Origin of the sequence: Arenimonas daejeonensis (genome assembly GCF_007993735.1) — a bacterium.
GTDB lineage: Bacteria > Pseudomonadota > Gammaproteobacteria > Xanthomonadales > Xanthomonadaceae > Arenimonas > Arenimonas daejeonensis.
Genome location: NZ_CP042453.1, coordinates 1,513,620 through 1,528,577 on the forward strand (window position 1 = coordinate 1,513,620; position 14,958 = coordinate 1,528,577).

Genomic DNA, 14,958 nt, shown 5'->3' on the forward strand with positions numbered 1-14,958 from the left:
CGGAGAGCCGGATGGCTAACGAAGGGGTCAATTCAGGTCGCCGCCGCTTCCTGACCGCCACCACCGCCGTGGTTGGCGCGGTTGGTGTCGCAGGTGCCGCGGTGCCTTTCATCAGTTATGGAAGCCCAGTGCACGGGCCCAGGTGGCCGGTGCGCCGGTCGAAGTCGACATCAGCAAGATCGATCTCGAGCCGGGCATGCGCATGATCGTGCAGTGGCGCGGCAAGCCGGTCTGGATCTTCCGCCGTACGCCGGAACAGCTGGCGGCCCTGCCGGGCCTCAACGATCGCCTTCGCGATCCGGCGTCCGAAAACGCCGACCAGACCCCGGCCTTCGCCAAGAACGAAACCCGTTCGCTCAAGCCCGACCTGGCCGTGATCGTCGGCATCTGCACCCACCTGGGCTGCTCGCCCAGCTATGTGCCGGAACTGCAGCCGCAGGCTTTCGACTCCGAGTGGGCGGGCGGTTTCTACTGCCCCTGCCACAACTCGCGCTTCGACCTGGCCGGCCGTGTGTTGGGGCGTGCCCGCACCGTCGAACCTCGAGGTGCCGCCGTACCACTTCGTTGACGACAACCACCTCGTCGTGGGCGTCGCCCCTGAAGGAGCCGCGTAATGGCCAACCTGATCAACCGCACGGTCGAGAACGTCACCGGCTGGTTCACCGACCGCGCCCCGGGCTTCATGCCGTTCTACAAGAAGCACATGTCGGAGTATTACGCTCCGAAGAACTTCAACCTCTGGTACTACTTCGGTTCGCTGGCCCTGCTGGTGCTGGTCAACCAGATCGTCACGGGCATCTTCCTGACGATGCACTACAAGCCGTCCGCCGCCGAAGCCTTCGCCTCGGTCGAGTACATCATGCGCGACGTCGAGTGGGGCTGGCTGATCCGCTACATGCACAGCACCGGCGCCTCGCTGTTCTTCGTGGTGGTGTACCTGCACATGTTCCGCGGCCTGATCTACGGCTCGTACCAGAAGCCGCGCGAGCTGGTCTGGGTGCTGGGCATGATGATCTTCCTGGTGCTGATGGCCGAAGCCTTCATGGGCTACGTACTGCCCTGGGGCCAGATGTCGTACTGGGGCGCGCAGGTGATCATCAACCTGTTCGGCGCCATCCCGTTCATCGGCCCGGACCTGACCGAGTGGATCCGCGGTGACTACCTGGTCGCCGACGCCACCCTCAACCGCTTCTTCGCCCTGCACGTGATCGCACTGCCGCTGGTGCTGCTGCTGCTGGTCGTGCTGCACCTGGGCGCGCTGCACGAGGTGGGTTCGAACAACCCGGAAGGCGTGGACATCAAGAAGGTCAAGGACAAGGAAACCGGCATTCCCAAGGACGGCATCGCCTTCCATCCGTACTACACGGTGAAGGACCTGTTCGGCGCCGGCTTCTTCCGGTCCTGTTCGCCTTCATCGTGTTCTTCGCCCCGGCGATGGGCGGCTGGTTCCTGGAGTGGGACAACTTCATCAAGGCCGATCCGCTGGTGACCCCGGCGCACATCAAGCCGGTGTGGTACTTCACGCCCTTCTACGCGATGCTGCGCGCGATCCCCGACAAGCTGTTCGGCGTGATCGTGATGGGCGGCGCCACCATGATCCTGTTCGCACTGCCGTGGCTGGACCGCTGCAAGGTCAAGTCCATCCGCTACCGGCCGATGCTGCACAAGATCCTGATCGCCATCTTCGCGGTGAGCTTCGTGATCCTGGGCTGGCTGGGTGCGCAGTCCGGTTCCGACGCCCAGAAGCTGGTGGCCCAGATCCTGACCACCTACTACTTCGCCTTCTTCATCCTGATGCCCTTCTGGTCCGCGATGGGCCAGACCAAGGCCGTTCCCGAGCGGGTGCCCGAGCATGACTAAGCTGCGTCTCTTCGCCCTCCTGCTGGCCCCTGGTGCCCGCGCTCGGCTTCGCCGCCAGCAGCGGTCCGCTGGAATCCTCGGGCACCGACCTGAGCGACAAGGCCTCGCTGCAGCGTGGCGCCGGCCTGTTCATGAATTACTGCTCCGGCTGCCATGCCCTGTCCATGCACCGCTATTCGCGGATCGCCTCGGACCTGGGCCTCAGCGAGGAGCTGGTCGAGCAGCACCTGATCCAGGGTGACGCCAAGATCGGCGAGAACATCAACACCGGCATCGCCGCCGGCGACGGCAATGCCTGGTTCGGCAAGGCCGCCCCGGACCTGAGCCTGACCGCCCGCGCCAAGCTCGGCGGTCCGGACTGGATCTACAGCTATCTCAAGGGTTTCTACGTCGACGAAAGCCGCCCGCTGGGCTGGAACAATACGGTGTTCCCGGGTGCTTCGATGCCGCATGTGCTCTGGGAAATGCAGGGCATCCAGCGCCCGGTCTACGGCGAGTCGCACGAGGGCATGCCGCCCCACGTCGAGAAGCTCGAACTGGCCACGCCGGGCCGGCTGGACGCCCGCGAGTACGACCAGGTGGCCCGCGACATCAGCGCCTTCCTGCAGTACGTGGCCGAGCCGGCGGCGCTCAAGCGCGAGTCGGTGGGTGTGTGGGTGGTGCTGTTCCTGGCCTTCTTCACCTTCATCGCCTACCTGCTCAAGCTCGAGTACTGGCGCGACGTGCACTGATCCTCCGGGAACGTGCCGCCAAAGGCCGCCTTCGGGCGGCCTTTTGCGTTCCAGGGCGGCGATCGGGGCCGGCTTTGGGGGCGATGTCACGGTTCCGGAAGGCCGCCGGCCCCCGGCTTGCGGCGGACGGGCCGTTTCGGGCAGGGTTAGGGCTTCCGACGACCGCCGGCAGGGGCTGGCGGCGCCTTGGGGGACCCCTGATGGCTGCCAGTCCACGCATCCGCAACGCCCTGACCCTGTTTTCTTCCCGTGATTGTGTCGTCTGCCACCGCGTGCGGCTGGTGCTGGCGGCCAAGGGCGTCACCTACGAACTGGTGCCGGTGGATCCGGGCAACCCGCCCGAGGACCTGGTGGACCTCAATCCCTACCATTCGGTGCCGACGCTGGTGGACCGCGACCTGGTCCTCTACGCGGCTTCGGTGGTGTCCGAATACCTGGACGAGCGTTATCCGCACCCGCCGCTGATGCCGGTGGACCCGCTGTCCCGCGCCCGCCTGCGCCTGGCCATGCTGCGCCTGGAGCACGAATGGGTGCCGCACGTGCAGGCCATCCAGCACGGCACCAAGGCGCAGGCCGACGCCGGCCGCAAGCGCCTGAAGGAGCTGCTGCTGGCGGCGCTGCCCTTGTTCAAGGCGTCGAAGTTCTTCCTCAATCCGGAAATGAGCCTGGCCGATTGCGCCATCGCACCGATCATCTGGCGGCTGCCGGCCCCTGGGCGTGGTGCTGCCCAAGGAAGCCAAGCCGATCGAGGACTACGGCATGCGGATCTTCCGCAACCCGGCCTACCTGCGCAGCCTCACGCCGGAAGAAAAGGCCCTGCGCGAGCTGCCTCAATGACCGACGCGGTTCCGGCGATGGATTCCAACCGCCCCTACCTGCTGCGGGCGTTGAACGAGTGGATCAACGACAACGGCATGACGCCCTATCTGCTGGTGGACGCCGGCCAGGACGGCGTGCAGGTGCCGCCGTCGACGGTGAAGGACGGGCGCGTGGTGCTCAACATCGCGCCGCGTGCGGTGGAGCAGCTGGTGATGGACAACCGGGAGGTGCGGTTCAAGGCGCGTTTCGGCGGCGTCAGCCAGTGGGTGAAGGTGCCGGTTGCCGCCGTGCTGGCGATCTACGCGCAGGAAACCGGGCAGGGCATGATGCTGCCGGACGACGGCGCGCAGATGCCCGACGATTCGCCCGATCCCACGCCGTCGCCCGATGGCGGTGAAGCGCCCCGGCGCAGCCACCTGCGCGTGGTCAAGTAGGCGCGACCCTCAGTGCGCCGTGTCCTGCGGTGGCATCGGTCCGGCCAGGGCCACCAGCCGGCGGCCATGCAGCACGATGCGCCCGGCGTGGCGGTCTTCGCCACCACTGGAATATTCGAAGCGGTAGTGGCGTTCCAGGCCGAGCCAGCCGTCCGGGCCACGCGCCAGGCGCATGGCGACCAGATGCACGCTGAAATCGAGCCACTGCACGCCGGCGCGCGCGCAGGCCTGCTGGCCCAGCCAGGTGGCGGTTTCGGCGGCCGCGCGGCCGGCGAACCAGAAGGCCAGCAGCGCTATCGCGAGAAGCAGGGATATCAGGGTCGAGAGCATCCATGCAGTGTGGGGACGGCCGGGACTTGCCACAAGACGGCACCCCCTGACGCGTCTTCACGCGCATGGCTAAGATAGGCGCGGACGCCGGCCCCGAGGGCCATCGCCGTTTCGCAGGAGAGCGAAGATGAAACTGGTGTTTCCCAATGGCGAACATGCGCAGGTGCTGCTCAGTACCGGCGTGAACAGGATCGGTTCGGCCACCGAGAATGCGGTTGTGTTGAACGGTCCGGGGATCGTCGCGCGTCATTGCGAAATCCACGTCACCAGCACGGGTGCGAACCTGCAGGTTCCCGATGGCGGTGGCGAAGTCTCGGTCAACGGCAAAACCGTGCTCGACATCATGGCGCTGCGGCCGGGCGACCAGATCGGAATCGGCCCGGTGCTGGCCAAGTACGCCCTCGTCGAGGCGGCGCGCAGCGCGCCGCCGCCGCCGGGCGTGACGCCGGGATCCGACGAAGACACCGGCGCCACGCGCGTGCGCATGGCGGTGCCAAAGTACATGCTGCGCGGCGTTTCGGGCGCGGTGTTCGGCAAGATATTCCCGATCACCGGGCCGGTGGCGATCGGCCGTGCCGCCGAGTGCGACATCTCGGTGCAGGCGGAGGAGATCTCCCGCCGCCATGCACTGGTGAAGCCGAGCGGCGACGGCCTGTCGGTCGAGGACCTGGGTTCGTCCAACGGCACCTACATCAATGGTCGGCGCGTGCAGCAGGGGTTCCTGAACCCGGGCGATGAGCTGCGGCTCGACGCCGTGCGTTTCATCGTGGTCGCGCCGGGCATGGAAATGGCGCAGCAGACCACCCGCCTGGCGACCAGCCACGCCGAGATGCCTCAGGCCGCCGCGCCGGGCATGAGCAAGTGGGTGCCGATCATGCTGACCGCCGCCGCGGTCGTGGTGATCGTCGCGTTGATGATGGGCCGCTGAGGCTCAGCCCGGCGGCGGCCCCAGCCGCAAAGAAAGGTCCAGCGCCTGCACGTGCTTGGTGAGGGCGCCGACCGAAACGCAGTCCACGCCGGTGGCGGCGATCGCCGGCAGGCGGTCCAGGGTAACGCCGCCGGATACTTCGAGTGGAATGCGCCCGGCCGCGCGACGCACTGCCTCGCGCAGGTCGTCGTGGCTGAAGTCGTCCACCAGGATGCGGTCGCAGCCGGTGGCCAGGGCCTGGTCAAGCTCCTGCAGCGACTCGACCTCGATGATCAGGGGCAGGGTCGGGTGTTTCGCGCGCGCGGCGGTTGCGGCGGCGGCGATCGAACCGGCGGCGTGGATGTGGTTTTCCTTCAGCATCACCGCGTCGTACAGGCCCATGCGGTGGTTGTCGCCGCCACCGGCGCGCACCGCGTATTTCTGTGCCTGGCGCAGGCCGGGCAGGGTCTTGCGGGTGTCGAGGATGCGCGTGCGGGTGCCGGCAACGGCCGCCACGTGTTCGGCGGTGCGGCTCGCGGTGGCGGAAAGCGTCTGGAGGAAATTCAGCGCGGGACGTTCGCCGCTGACCAGGGGCGCGCGCGCGGCCGTGCAGGACCACCAGCACGGTGCCGGCGGCCACCGACTGGCCTTCGGCCACGCGCCAGTCGATCACCACGTCGGGGTCCAGGGCCTTGAAGCAGGCGTCGAACCAGGGCCGGCCGGCGATGACGCCGGCTTCCCTGGCGATCACGTAGGCCTGCTGCGGACCGTCGGGCAGCAGGGCGGCCGTGGCGTCGCCGGGCCCCAGGTCTTCGGCCAGCGCGCGGGCGACGTCGTCTTCGACCACGGCGGCCGGAGGCGGCTGCAAGGGCGCCATCAGCGCGGGAAATCGCCGATCTGGGCGGTTGCCAGGGCCTCGTCGGCCAGCAGCACCGGGATGCCGTCTTCGACCCGGTACACCGTGCGCCGGTCGCGGGTGATCAGGCCTTCGGTCAGTGGCTCGGACTGGGCGCTGCCATCGGCGCGGTTGAGCTTGCCGGCCGCGATGGCCTTGTTGAGCGCATCCAGGTCCGGGCCGTTGAGCAGGGCCAGGGGCTGCTTGCTGGTCGGGCAGCAGAGGATGTCGAGCAGCTTGCGGTCCATGGGCGGGTCGGTGTCCGGGCAGGGGGCTTGGGGTCTAGAATAGCGTTTTGCCGAAGCCACCCGCCATGAACCAAGCCGTCGTAGCCCCGCTGGTCGGGGTCGTCATGGGTTCCCGATCGGACTGGGAAACGATGCAGCACGCGGTCGCGCGCCTCGAACAGATGGGCTTGCCGCACGAGGTGCGGGTGGTATCCGCGCATCGCACGCCGGAACTGCTGGTCGAATACGCGAAGTCGGCATTCGGCCGCGGCCTGCGCGCGATCATCGCCGGTGCCGGCGGCGCCGCCCACCTGCCCGGCATGCTGGCCGCGATGACGCCGGTACCGGTGCTGGGCGTGCCGGTGCAGAGCAAGTCGCTCAACGGTCTCGATTCGCTGCTGTCCATCGTGCAGATGCCGGCCGGCATCCCGGTTGCCACCTTCGCCATCGGTGCCGCCGGTGCCGCCAATGCCGGCCTGTTCGCCGCCGCGCTGCTGGCGCCGGAACACGCTGCGGTGCGCGAGGCACTCGACGCCTTCCGTGCCAGGCAGACCCGCGACGTGCTCGACAAGCCGGACCCGCGGCAGCCGTGACCACGGTCGGCATCCTCGGGGGCGGGCAGCTGGCCCGCATGCTCGCGCTTTCCGGTGCGCCGCTGGGCTTGCGCTTCCCTGGTGCTCGACGCCACGCCCGACGCCTGTGCCGCGCAGTTCGCGCCGCTGCTGCAGGCCGACTACCGCGACCAGGACGGATTGGCCGACTTCGCCGCCCGCGTGGACGTGGCCACCTTCGATTTCGAGAACGTGCCGGCCGAAAGCGCGCAGTGGCTTGCCGAGCGTGTGCCGGTGTTCCCGAGCCCACGCGCGTTGTCGGTGGCGCAGGACCGGCTGGCGGAAAAATCCCTGTTCCGCGAGCTCGGCATCCCGGTGCCGGAATTCGCCACGATCGATTCGCGTGCCGGCCTCGACACCGCGTTGGCGGCCATCGGCACACCCTGCATCCTCAAGACCCGGCGCCTGGGTTACGACGGCAAGGGCCAGTTCCGCATCAAATCGCCCGCAGACGCCGATGCGGCGTGGGAAGCGCTTGGCGCGCAGGCCGGTACCGTCGGCCTGATCCTCGAGGGTTTCGTCGCCTTCCAGCGCGAACTGTCGGTGGTCGCGGTGCGTGGCCGCGATGGCGAACTGCGGGCCTGGCCGCTCACCGAAAACTGGCACGAATCCGGCATCCTTTCCGCCAGCCTGGCGCCGGCCCGCGTGGACGACACGTTGCAGGCGCAGGCATTGGCCACCGCGCGCAAGGTGGCCGAGGCGCTGGATTACGTCGGTGTGTTCGCGCTCGAACTCTTCCTGAAGGATGGCGTGCTGCTGGCCAATGAAATGGCGCCGCGCGTGCACAACTCCGGCCACTGGACGATCGAGGGTGCGGAGACGTCGCAGTTCCAGAACCACCTGCGTGCCGTGCTCGGCCTGCCGCTCGGCGACACCCGCGCCATCGGCCACAGCTGCATGCTCAACTGGATCGGCACGATGCCGCCGGCGGCGCCGGTGCTGGCCGAGTCCTGCGGCCATTGGCACGACTACGGCAAGTCGGCGCGCGAGGGCCGCAAGGTCGGGCATGCGACCTTGCGCGCGGAGTCCGGGCAAGAGTTGGCGACCGCGCTGGAGCGTGTTGGCCGATCCCTTGGCCGCGAAGCCCAGGTCGCCCCCGTGATCGAACGGCTGGCTCAATCGCGTTGAATCCGGGGCGGGGTTGATCCGCTCCCGTGGGCCGCGCCTCAGTCGAATTCGGCGAACACCACGACATGCGCCAGGTCCGGCCGCACCCGCACCCGGTCGCCGGGTTCGCGCTGCTGGTGGCTGGGAAACAGGGCGGTCAGCGCGGTGCCGTCGGGCAGCTTCAGCGTGTGCAGCGTTTCTGCACCGCGGAAAGCGATGGCACTGACTTCGGCTTCGATGCCGCTGTCGTCGCTGGGCATCAGGTCGTCCGGCCGCAACAGCACGCGCACGGCGCTGCCGACCGGGAAGGGCAGGTCGACGCCGACGGTGAGTTCGCCCAGGGCGGTGCTGACGCGGCGGCCGTCGATCACGCGGGCCGCGAGAAAGCGGCCCTCGCCGACGAAGGACGCGACGAAGGGCGTGGCCGGGCGGTGGTAGAGCTCGAAACCCGGCGCCCATTGCAGCAGGCGGCCGGCGTTCATCACGCCGACGGTGTCGGCGAAAGCGAAGGCTTCCTCCTGGTCGTGCGTGACGAGGAGGGCGGCGATGCCCAGGCGCTTGAGCAGTGCGCGCAGTTCGTCGCGCAGGCGGCCGCGCAGGTCGGCGTCCAGGCTGGAAAAAGGTTCGTCGAGCAGCAGCAGGTCGGGACGCGGCGCCAGCGATCGCGCCAGGGCGACACGTTGCTGCTGGCCACCGGACAGTTCGTGCGGGTAACGGTTGCCGAGGCCGGACAGGCCCAGCAGCGCCAGAGTTTCCAGGCTGCGTTCCAGACGCGCTTTGGCATCCAGGCGGTGCAGCCCGAAGCCGACGTTGTCGGCCACGGTCAGGTGCGGGAACAGGGCGAGGTCCTGGAAGACGAAACCCAGCCCGCGTTTTTCCGGCGGCAGCGCCATGGCGTCCACGCCGCGCAGGCGCAGCGTGCCCGATTCCGGCGCGTGGAAACCGGCGATGGCGCGCAGCAGCGTGGTCTTGCCGCAGCCGCTGGGGCCGAGCAGGCAGCCCAGCTCGCCCGGCCGCAGCGTCAGGCCCAGCTCGCGCACCGCCGGCTGCCCTGCGTAGGCGCAGGACAGCCGGTCGATTTCGAGCAGGGCCGGGGCGCCGGTCATCAGGCCAGGCGGTCGGCCACGAAGTCCCAGTTCACCAGGTTCCAGAACGCCTCGACGTACTTCGGGCGGGCGTTGCGGTAGTCGATGTAGTAGGCGTGCTCCCAGACGTCGCAGGTGAGCAGGGCGGTGTCGTTGCCGGTGAGCGGCGTGGCGGCGTTGGGCGTGCTGACCAGCGCCAGCGAACCATCCGGGCGCTGCACCAGCCAGGCCCAGCCGGAGCCGAAGGTGGTCAGCGCGGTCTGGGTGAACTGTTCCTTGAACGCCGCGAACGAACCGAAGGCCTTGTTGATGGCATCGGCCAGCTTGCCGGTCGGTTCGCCGCCACCGTTGGGCTTGAGGCAGTTCCAGTAGAAGGTGTGGTTCCAGACCTGCGCGGCGTTGTTGAACATGCCGCCCTGGGCCTTGCGGATGATGGCTTCGAGATCGAGATCCTCGAACTCGGTGCCCTTGATCTGGTTGTTGAGGTTGGTGACGTAGGTCTGGTGGTGCTTGCCGTAGTGGAAATCGATGGTTTCCGCCGAGATGTGCGGCTCGAGGGCGGCGCGGTCGTAGGGCAGGGCGGGCAGTTCGATGGCCATGGGAATCTCCGTTCTGAGGGGGCTGGGCGCCGGCGGGCCGGGCCTTGGCCGTATAATTCTAGCCCTTATCGCGCCCTGTCCCGGGGCCGCGTCCCGAACGGAGTTTTCCATGAGCGTCATGGACCGCATCAAGGCCGAGGTCGAAGGCCATCCCATCGTGCTTTTCATGAAAGGCACGCCGCAGTTCCCGATGTGCGGCTTCTCCAGCCGTGCCGTGCAGGCGCTGAAGAATGCGGGTGCCTCCAGTTTCCACAGCGTCAACGTGCTGGAGGATCCGGAAGTGCGCGCCAGCCTGCCGCGTTATTCCGATTGGCCGACCTTCCCGCAGCTCTTCGTCAACGGCGAGCTGATCGGTGGCTGCGACATCACCGTCGAGCTGTACGACAGCGGCGAACTGGCCCGCATGGTGGCCGAGGCGCAGAAAGCCGCATGAGCCAGGCCGAGGCACCGCTGCCGGCGGTGGCGGCCGACGCCCTGGCCGCACGCACGGTGCTGGTCACCGGTGCGCACGGTGGTCTTGGCGCCGAGGCCGCCAAGGCCTGCGCCCGCGCGGGCGCCACGGTCGTACTGCTGGGGCGGCGCGTGCCCAAGCTCAACCGGGTCTACGACGCGGTGAAGCTGGTCGGGCCCGAACCGGCCCTGTACCCGATCGACCTGGCCGGGGCCGACCCGGCGGACTACGTTGACCTGGCGGCCAAGGTCGGCAGCGAACTCGGCGGCATCCACGGCCTGCTGCACTGCGCGGCCGAATTCACCGGCCTGGCGCCACTTGAAGCCACGGCGCCCGAGGCCTTCGTGCGCAACCTGCACGTGAACTTCACCGCGCCATGGCTGCTGACCCAGGCTTGCCTGCCCTGGCTGCGCAAAGTGGAAGACAGCGCGGTTGTGTTCGTGACCGATGACCCGGCGCGGGTGGGCAAGGCCTACTGGGGCGCCTACGGACTGGCGAAACAGGGCCTGGCCAGCCTGGTCAGGCAGCTCAGCGCGGAAACCGACAGCACCCCGGTCCGGGTCGCCGGCCTCGAACCTGGCCCGATGCGCACCGACCTGCGCGCCCGCGCCTATGCCGACGAGGCCCAGCTCCGTGTTCCCGCCCCGGCGGCGTATGCCCCCGCCTGCGTCCACCTGCTGTCTCCTGCGGGTATCGCCCACCGGGGTGCCATCTGGGCCCCGAGGGTGCCGGCATGACCACGCTTTCCGCCGCGCTCCTGCTGTTCCTGATCCTCGACCCGCTGGGCAACATCCCGGTGTTCCTGGGCCTGCTCAAGCCGCTGCCGGGCAAGCGCCGCCGGATCGTGCTCGCGCGTGAGCTGCTGATCGCCCTGGGCGTCCTGATGCTGTTCCTGTGGGGCGGCAAGTACGTGCTCGAGATGATGCACCTGCGCCAGGAATCGGTCTCGATCGCCGGCGGCATCGTGCTGTTCCTGATCGGCCTGAAGATGATCTTCCCGAGTGCCGAGGGCATGTTCGGCGAGGTGCCGGAAGGCGAGCCCTTCATCGTGCCCATGGCCATCCCCCTGGTGGCCGGCCCCTCGGGCATGGCGGCCGTCATGCTGCTGGCCGCACAGGAGCCGGGCCGGATGGCCGACTGGACCCTGGCCCTGACCCTGGCCTGGCTGGCCACGGCGGTCCTGCTGTTCTCCGCCACCTACCTCTACAAGATCCTGGGCATGCGGGTCCTGACCGCGGTGGAGCGCCTGATGGGCATGCTTCTGGTGGCCATCTCGGTCCAGATGCTGCTGGACGGCGTGGCCGCCTACCTGAGGGCCGCTCCCGGTCTGTGACCTTCGGCCCCGCCTTGTCACCTGAATGACATGTGGCCGGGGTACCGTGTTAAACTCTTGTTATTGCCCGGGGACGCAGGGGACACCCAACCTGGCAAGCGATTTCAAGGAACAGCCGTGCCTGGCCCGTCAGGCACCGCGGCGGGATGCCGCACTCCATTTCTTTACTAGCCACTAAAAATCAGGGTCCACAACCATGACCAATCGCAACCGGGTTCGGCTGTCGCAGCTCTCCCTCGGCCTGGCTATCGCCCTCGCGGCCGCGCCGGCGTTCGCCCAGAACACCACTGCCGTCGTCGGCGGTCGCATCGTTTCCGCCGATTCGCAGCCGGTCGCCGGTGCGCAGGTGACCATCCTGCACACGCCCACGGGCACGACCAGCACGGCCACCACCAGTGCCGACGGCCGCTACAGCGCCCGCGGCCTGCGTGTCGGCGGCCCGTACACGATCACCATCGTCAAGGACGGCGTGACCGAAGTCCGCGAAGGCGTGTACCTGCAGCTCGCCGAGACCACCTCGGTCGACGCCACCCTGGGCCAGGCGACCACCACCCTGGCAACCGTTGAAGTCACCGGCACCACGACCCTTTCCGAAGTCTTCAGCGCGGACAAGATGGGCACCGGTACCAACGTCAGCCGCGAGCAGATCGAAGCGCTGCCGTCCGCCAACCGCAACATCCAGGACTACATCCGCCTGGATCCGCGCATCGCGCAGACCAGCAAGTCCGACGGCGCCATCTCGGCCGGCGGCCAGAACACCCGCTACAACCTGATCAAGATCGACGGCGTCGGCACGTCCGACCCGTTCGGCCTGGAGTCGAACAACCTGCCGACCGAGCGCCAGCCGGTGTCCATCGACGCCATCGAGGCGATCAACATCGACGTGGCCAACTACGACACCACCATCTCCGGTGGTACCGGTGCGGTCGTCAACGCCGTCACCAAGTCGGGCACCAACGAATTCCACGGTTCGGCGTACTACACGCTACGCGACGGCGACTGGGTGCGCGAGGACCTCAACGGCGTCGAGTTCAACGGCTTCGAGTCCGAGGACACCTACGGCGCCACCTTCGGCGGCCCGATCCTGAAGGACCGCCTGTTCTTCTTCGTGAACTACGAGAACTACGTGCGTTCGGCCCCGGCCACCGGCTTCGGTGCCACCCCGTACGGCAACGGCAACATCACCGACCAGAACATCGCCGATGTGCAGGCCGCCGCCACCTCGTTCGGCTTCGACGCCGGCGGCACTGGTGGCCTCAACGCCGACACCGAGATCGAGGAATACGCGATCAAGCTGGACTGGAACATCACCGACAACCATCGTGCGGCGCTGCGCTACAGCTTCCTCGAACAGGGCGTGCTGCGCTTCCCGCAGGTGGACAACAACTCCGTCTCGCTGAGCTCGTTCTGGTACAACTACGCCAAGGAATTCGAGAGCACCGTGCTCGAGGTCTTCAGCGACTGGTCCGAGAACTTCTCGACCGAGTTCAAGGTGTCGCAGCGCGATTACACCGCGATCCGCGAAGCCAATTCGAACCTGCCGCAGATCGAAATCCGTGGCTTCGGCGGCAACAGCTCGATCTTCATCGGCACCGAGCAGAACACCCACGTCAACCTGATCGACACCAAGCAGACCAGCGTCTTCGGCGCCGGCAACCTGTTCGTTGGCGACCACACGATCAAGTTTGGTTTCGACTGGGAAAACAACGACATCGTCAACTTCTACGGCCGCGACCTGAACGGCGTGTACGTGTTCAACAGCCTGGCCGACTTCCAGGCCGGCACGCCGAACAGCTACATCGTGCGCGCACCGCGTCCGGGTGGCAGCTACGCCGACATCCCGGCGGCCTACGAGCAGGCGAACACCGGCCTGTTCGTGCAGGACAGCTGGGCGGTCAACTACAACCTGACCCTGCTGTTCGGCCTGCGCTACGACAAGCCTGACTTCGACGACCAGCGCCTGTACAACGAGTACGTTTCCAACATCTACGGCTACGACAACTCCAACACCGTCGACGCCGACATCCTGGCGCCGCGCTTCGGCTTCAACTACACCTTCGACAGCGAGCGTCCGACCCAGGTCCGCGGTGGCGTGGGCCTGTTAGGCGCGGTTCGCCGAACGTCTGGCTGGCCGGCGCTTACCAGAACACCGGTCTGAACTACGTGCAGTACGAGGAATTTGGCGGCGCGTTCCAGCCGACCGTGCCACCGTACATCCCGGCCTCCGGCACCGACCCGGCCTGCACCCCGATCCCGACCCTGCCCAGCTGCCCGCGCCAGAACGTCGACATCATCGCGCCCGACTTCGCGCTGCCGTCGGTGTGGAAGGCCAACATCGCGTTCGACCACGAGCTGCCGTGGCACGGCATCGTGTTCACTGCCGAGTTCCTGCACACCCAGGTCAAGGACGCCATCTTCATCCAGCGCCTCGACCCGTACAACGCCGCGGGCCAGGGCGTGACCGCCATCGGTCCGGACGGCCGCGAGCTGTTCTGGAACGACGCCGGCCTGGATCCGGCCAACACCGGCAGCTTCGGTATGTCCAACGGCACCAACGGCGCGTTCAACCGTGCCTTCCGTCCGAACGGCGTCGGTGACGTGTTCCTGATCAGCAACACCGACAAGGGCGAGAGCAACCAGTTCACCGTCAGCCTCGACCGTGCGATGGGCGACGCCTGGGCCTGGAGCCTGGCCTACACCTACACCGAAGCCACCGATGTCAGCCCGATGACCAGCTCGACCAACTCGTCGAACTGGGGCAGCAACCTGATCGGCAACCTCAACGAAGGCGTCGCTTACGACTCGCGCTACGCCATCAAGGACCGAATCACCGGCACCGTGCAGTGGAAGCACAACTTCTTCGGTGACAACGAAACCCGCGTCGCGATGTTCTACGAGGGTCGTTCGGGCCGTCCGTTCAGCTACATCTTCCGCAACGACGCCAACGGCGACAACGGCGCGTTCAACGACCTGTTCTACGTGCCGAACGGCCCGGGCGACGTGATCTGGACCGGCGGCGCGGCGATGGAAGAGTCGTTCTTCGAGTACCTGGCCCAGAACCCGGAGCTGGCGGCCTACTGCGCCGTATCGCCCCGGCCAACGGCTTCCGCACCGACTTCGTCAACAACTTCGACGTGCGCATCACCCAGGAGCTCCCGGGCTTCGCGGAAGGCCACAAGTCCATGCTGGCGCTCGACATCATGAACATCGGCAACCTGCTCAACGAAGACTGGGGCGTGATCGAGGACTACGGTTTCAACTCGACGCAGCAGCTGGCCAACTACGCCGGCATCTGCACCGCGACCGTCACCCCGACCTGCCCGGCGGGCTCCGAGGGCAAGTACGTGTACCACTGGACGGGTCCGGCCGGCGGCCTGGGCGTGCAGGAAAACAACAACGACAAGGGCAACACCGCGGTGTCGCGCTGGTCGGTCATGCTGAGCTTCAAGTACCAGTTCTGACCGACGCCCTCGTGGCGAATCGACGGCCGGCGGGAAACCGCCGGCCGTTTTTTATGCCCGTTCCGACGCCACCGCGCGGTGGTAAAGTCGACCGTTCATGACGACGAA

Annotated in this window: 11 protein-coding genes and 6 pseudogenes; 12 read left to right on the forward strand and 5 right to left on the reverse strand. The window is 67.6% G+C overall.

All coding sequences use genetic code 11. The features are described 5' to 3' along the window. The first annotated feature begins 11 nt into the window (after window positions 1–11). From petA to FRZ33_RS07205, 5 genes and pseudogenes are all read left to right on the forward strand, one after another. Window positions 12–614, forward strand: a pseudogene (petA, locus tag FRZ33_RS07185) (ubiquinol-cytochrome c reductase iron-sulfur subunit). Further along, a pseudogene (locus FRZ33_RS07190) lies at window positions 614–1,860 on the forward strand (cytochrome b). Before petA ends, FRZ33_RS07190 begins: the two co-directional pseudogenes overlap by 1 nt. A 29-nt stretch (window positions 1,861–1,889) precedes the next feature. Further along, window positions 1,890–2,591, forward strand: a complete 702-nt coding sequence (locus FRZ33_RS07195) for a cytochrome c1 (protein ID WP_425480629.1) — start codon at window positions 1,890–1,892, stop codon at window positions 2,589–2,591. Between the two features lie 200 nt (window positions 2,592–2,791). Beyond that, window positions 2,792–3,428 (forward strand): annotated as a pseudogene (locus FRZ33_RS07200) (glutathione S-transferase N-terminal domain-containing protein). Next, complete coding sequence (locus FRZ33_RS07205) at window positions 3,425–3,844, forward strand: ClpXP protease specificity-enhancing factor (protein ID WP_146908727.1); 420 nt, start codon at window positions 3,425–3,427, stop codon at window positions 3,842–3,844. The pseudogene FRZ33_RS07200 and the gene FRZ33_RS07205 overlap by 4 nt, the downstream one beginning before the upstream one ends. Before the next feature lie 9 nt (window positions 3,845–3,853). Here the strand turns inward: FRZ33_RS07205 and FRZ33_RS07210 are convergent, their stop codons facing one another. Further along, the gene (locus tag FRZ33_RS07210) at window positions 3,854–4,174 is read right to left on the reverse strand and encodes a DUF3301 domain-containing protein (protein ID WP_146908729.1); all 321 of its coding nucleotides are present in this window, start codon (window positions 4,172–4,174) and stop codon (window positions 3,854–3,856) included. A 127-nt stretch (window positions 4,175–4,301) separates the two neighbouring features. On the opposite strand from FRZ33_RS07210, the gene FRZ33_RS07215 reads away from it, so the two are divergent. Beyond that, window positions 4,302–5,102 (forward strand): FHA domain-containing protein, encoded by an 801-nt coding sequence (locus FRZ33_RS07215; RefSeq protein ID WP_146908731.1) that lies wholly within the window; start codon window positions 4,302–4,304, stop codon window positions 5,100–5,102. A gap of 3 nt (window positions 5,103–5,105) precedes the next feature. On the opposite strand, the pseudogene nadC reads toward FRZ33_RS07215, so the two are convergent. After that, a pseudogene (nadC, locus tag FRZ33_RS07220) lies at window positions 5,106–5,958 on the reverse strand (carboxylating nicotinate-nucleotide diphosphorylase). Further along, on the reverse strand, window positions 5,958–6,224 hold the full coding sequence (locus FRZ33_RS07225) for a Trm112 family protein (protein ID WP_146908733.1): 267 nt from the start codon (window positions 6,222–6,224) through the stop codon (window positions 5,958–5,960). The pseudogene nadC and the gene FRZ33_RS07225 overlap by 1 nt, the downstream one beginning before the upstream one ends. Window positions 6,225–6,289: 65 nt before the next feature. Between FRZ33_RS07225 and purE the strand changes: the two genes are divergently transcribed. Together purE and FRZ33_RS07235 are read left to right on the forward strand one after the other, a co-directional pair. Continuing rightward, complete coding sequence (gene purE / locus FRZ33_RS07230; RefSeq protein ID WP_146908735.1) at window positions 6,290–6,796, forward strand: 5-(carboxyamino)imidazole ribonucleotide mutase; 507 nt, start codon at window positions 6,290–6,292, stop codon at window positions 6,794–6,796. Further along, window positions 6,793–7,942: pseudogene (locus tag FRZ33_RS07235) on the forward strand (5-(carboxyamino)imidazole ribonucleotide synthase). The gene purE and the pseudogene FRZ33_RS07235 overlap by 4 nt, the downstream one beginning before the upstream one ends. Window positions 7,943–7,980: 38 nt before the next feature. On the opposite strand, the gene FRZ33_RS07240 reads toward FRZ33_RS07235, so the two are convergent. Continuing rightward, a complete protein-coding gene (locus tag FRZ33_RS07240) occupies window positions 7,981–9,027 on the reverse strand; it encodes an ABC transporter ATP-binding protein (protein ID WP_146908736.1) in 1,047 nt (348 codons plus the stop codon). Continuing rightward, window positions 9,027–9,605, reverse strand: coding sequence for a superoxide dismutase [Fe] (gene sodB / locus FRZ33_RS07245; protein ID WP_146908738.1), 579 nt, complete (start codon window positions 9,603–9,605; stop codon window positions 9,027–9,029). Before sodB ends, FRZ33_RS07240 begins: the two co-directional genes overlap by 1 nt. A gap of 109 nt (window positions 9,606–9,714) precedes the next feature. On the opposite strand from sodB, the gene grxD reads away from it, so the two are divergent. The 4 genes and pseudogenes from grxD to FRZ33_RS07265 all read left to right on the forward strand — a co-directional run bounded on the left by grxD (window position 9,715) and on the right by FRZ33_RS07265 (window position 14,850). Then, complete coding sequence (gene grxD, locus FRZ33_RS07250; protein ID WP_146908740.1) at window positions 9,715–10,038, forward strand: Grx4 family monothiol glutaredoxin; 324 nt, start codon at window positions 9,715–9,717, stop codon at window positions 10,036–10,038. Beyond that, window positions 10,035–10,793, forward strand: coding sequence for an SDR family NAD(P)-dependent oxidoreductase (locus FRZ33_RS07255; protein ID WP_146908742.1), 759 nt, complete (start codon window positions 10,035–10,037; stop codon window positions 10,791–10,793). Before grxD ends, FRZ33_RS07255 begins: the two co-directional genes overlap by 4 nt. Next, window positions 10,790–11,389: a YhgN family NAAT transporter gene (locus tag FRZ33_RS07260; RefSeq protein ID WP_146908744.1), complete on the forward strand. Its 600-nt coding sequence runs from the start codon at window positions 10,790–10,792 to the stop codon at window positions 11,387–11,389. The genes FRZ33_RS07255 and FRZ33_RS07260 overlap by 4 nt, the downstream gene beginning before the upstream one ends. 196 nt (window positions 11,390–11,585) lie before the next feature. Continuing rightward, window positions 11,586–14,850 (forward strand): annotated as a pseudogene (locus FRZ33_RS07265) (TonB-dependent receptor). The last annotated feature ends 108 nt before the right edge of the window (window positions 14,851–14,958 follow it).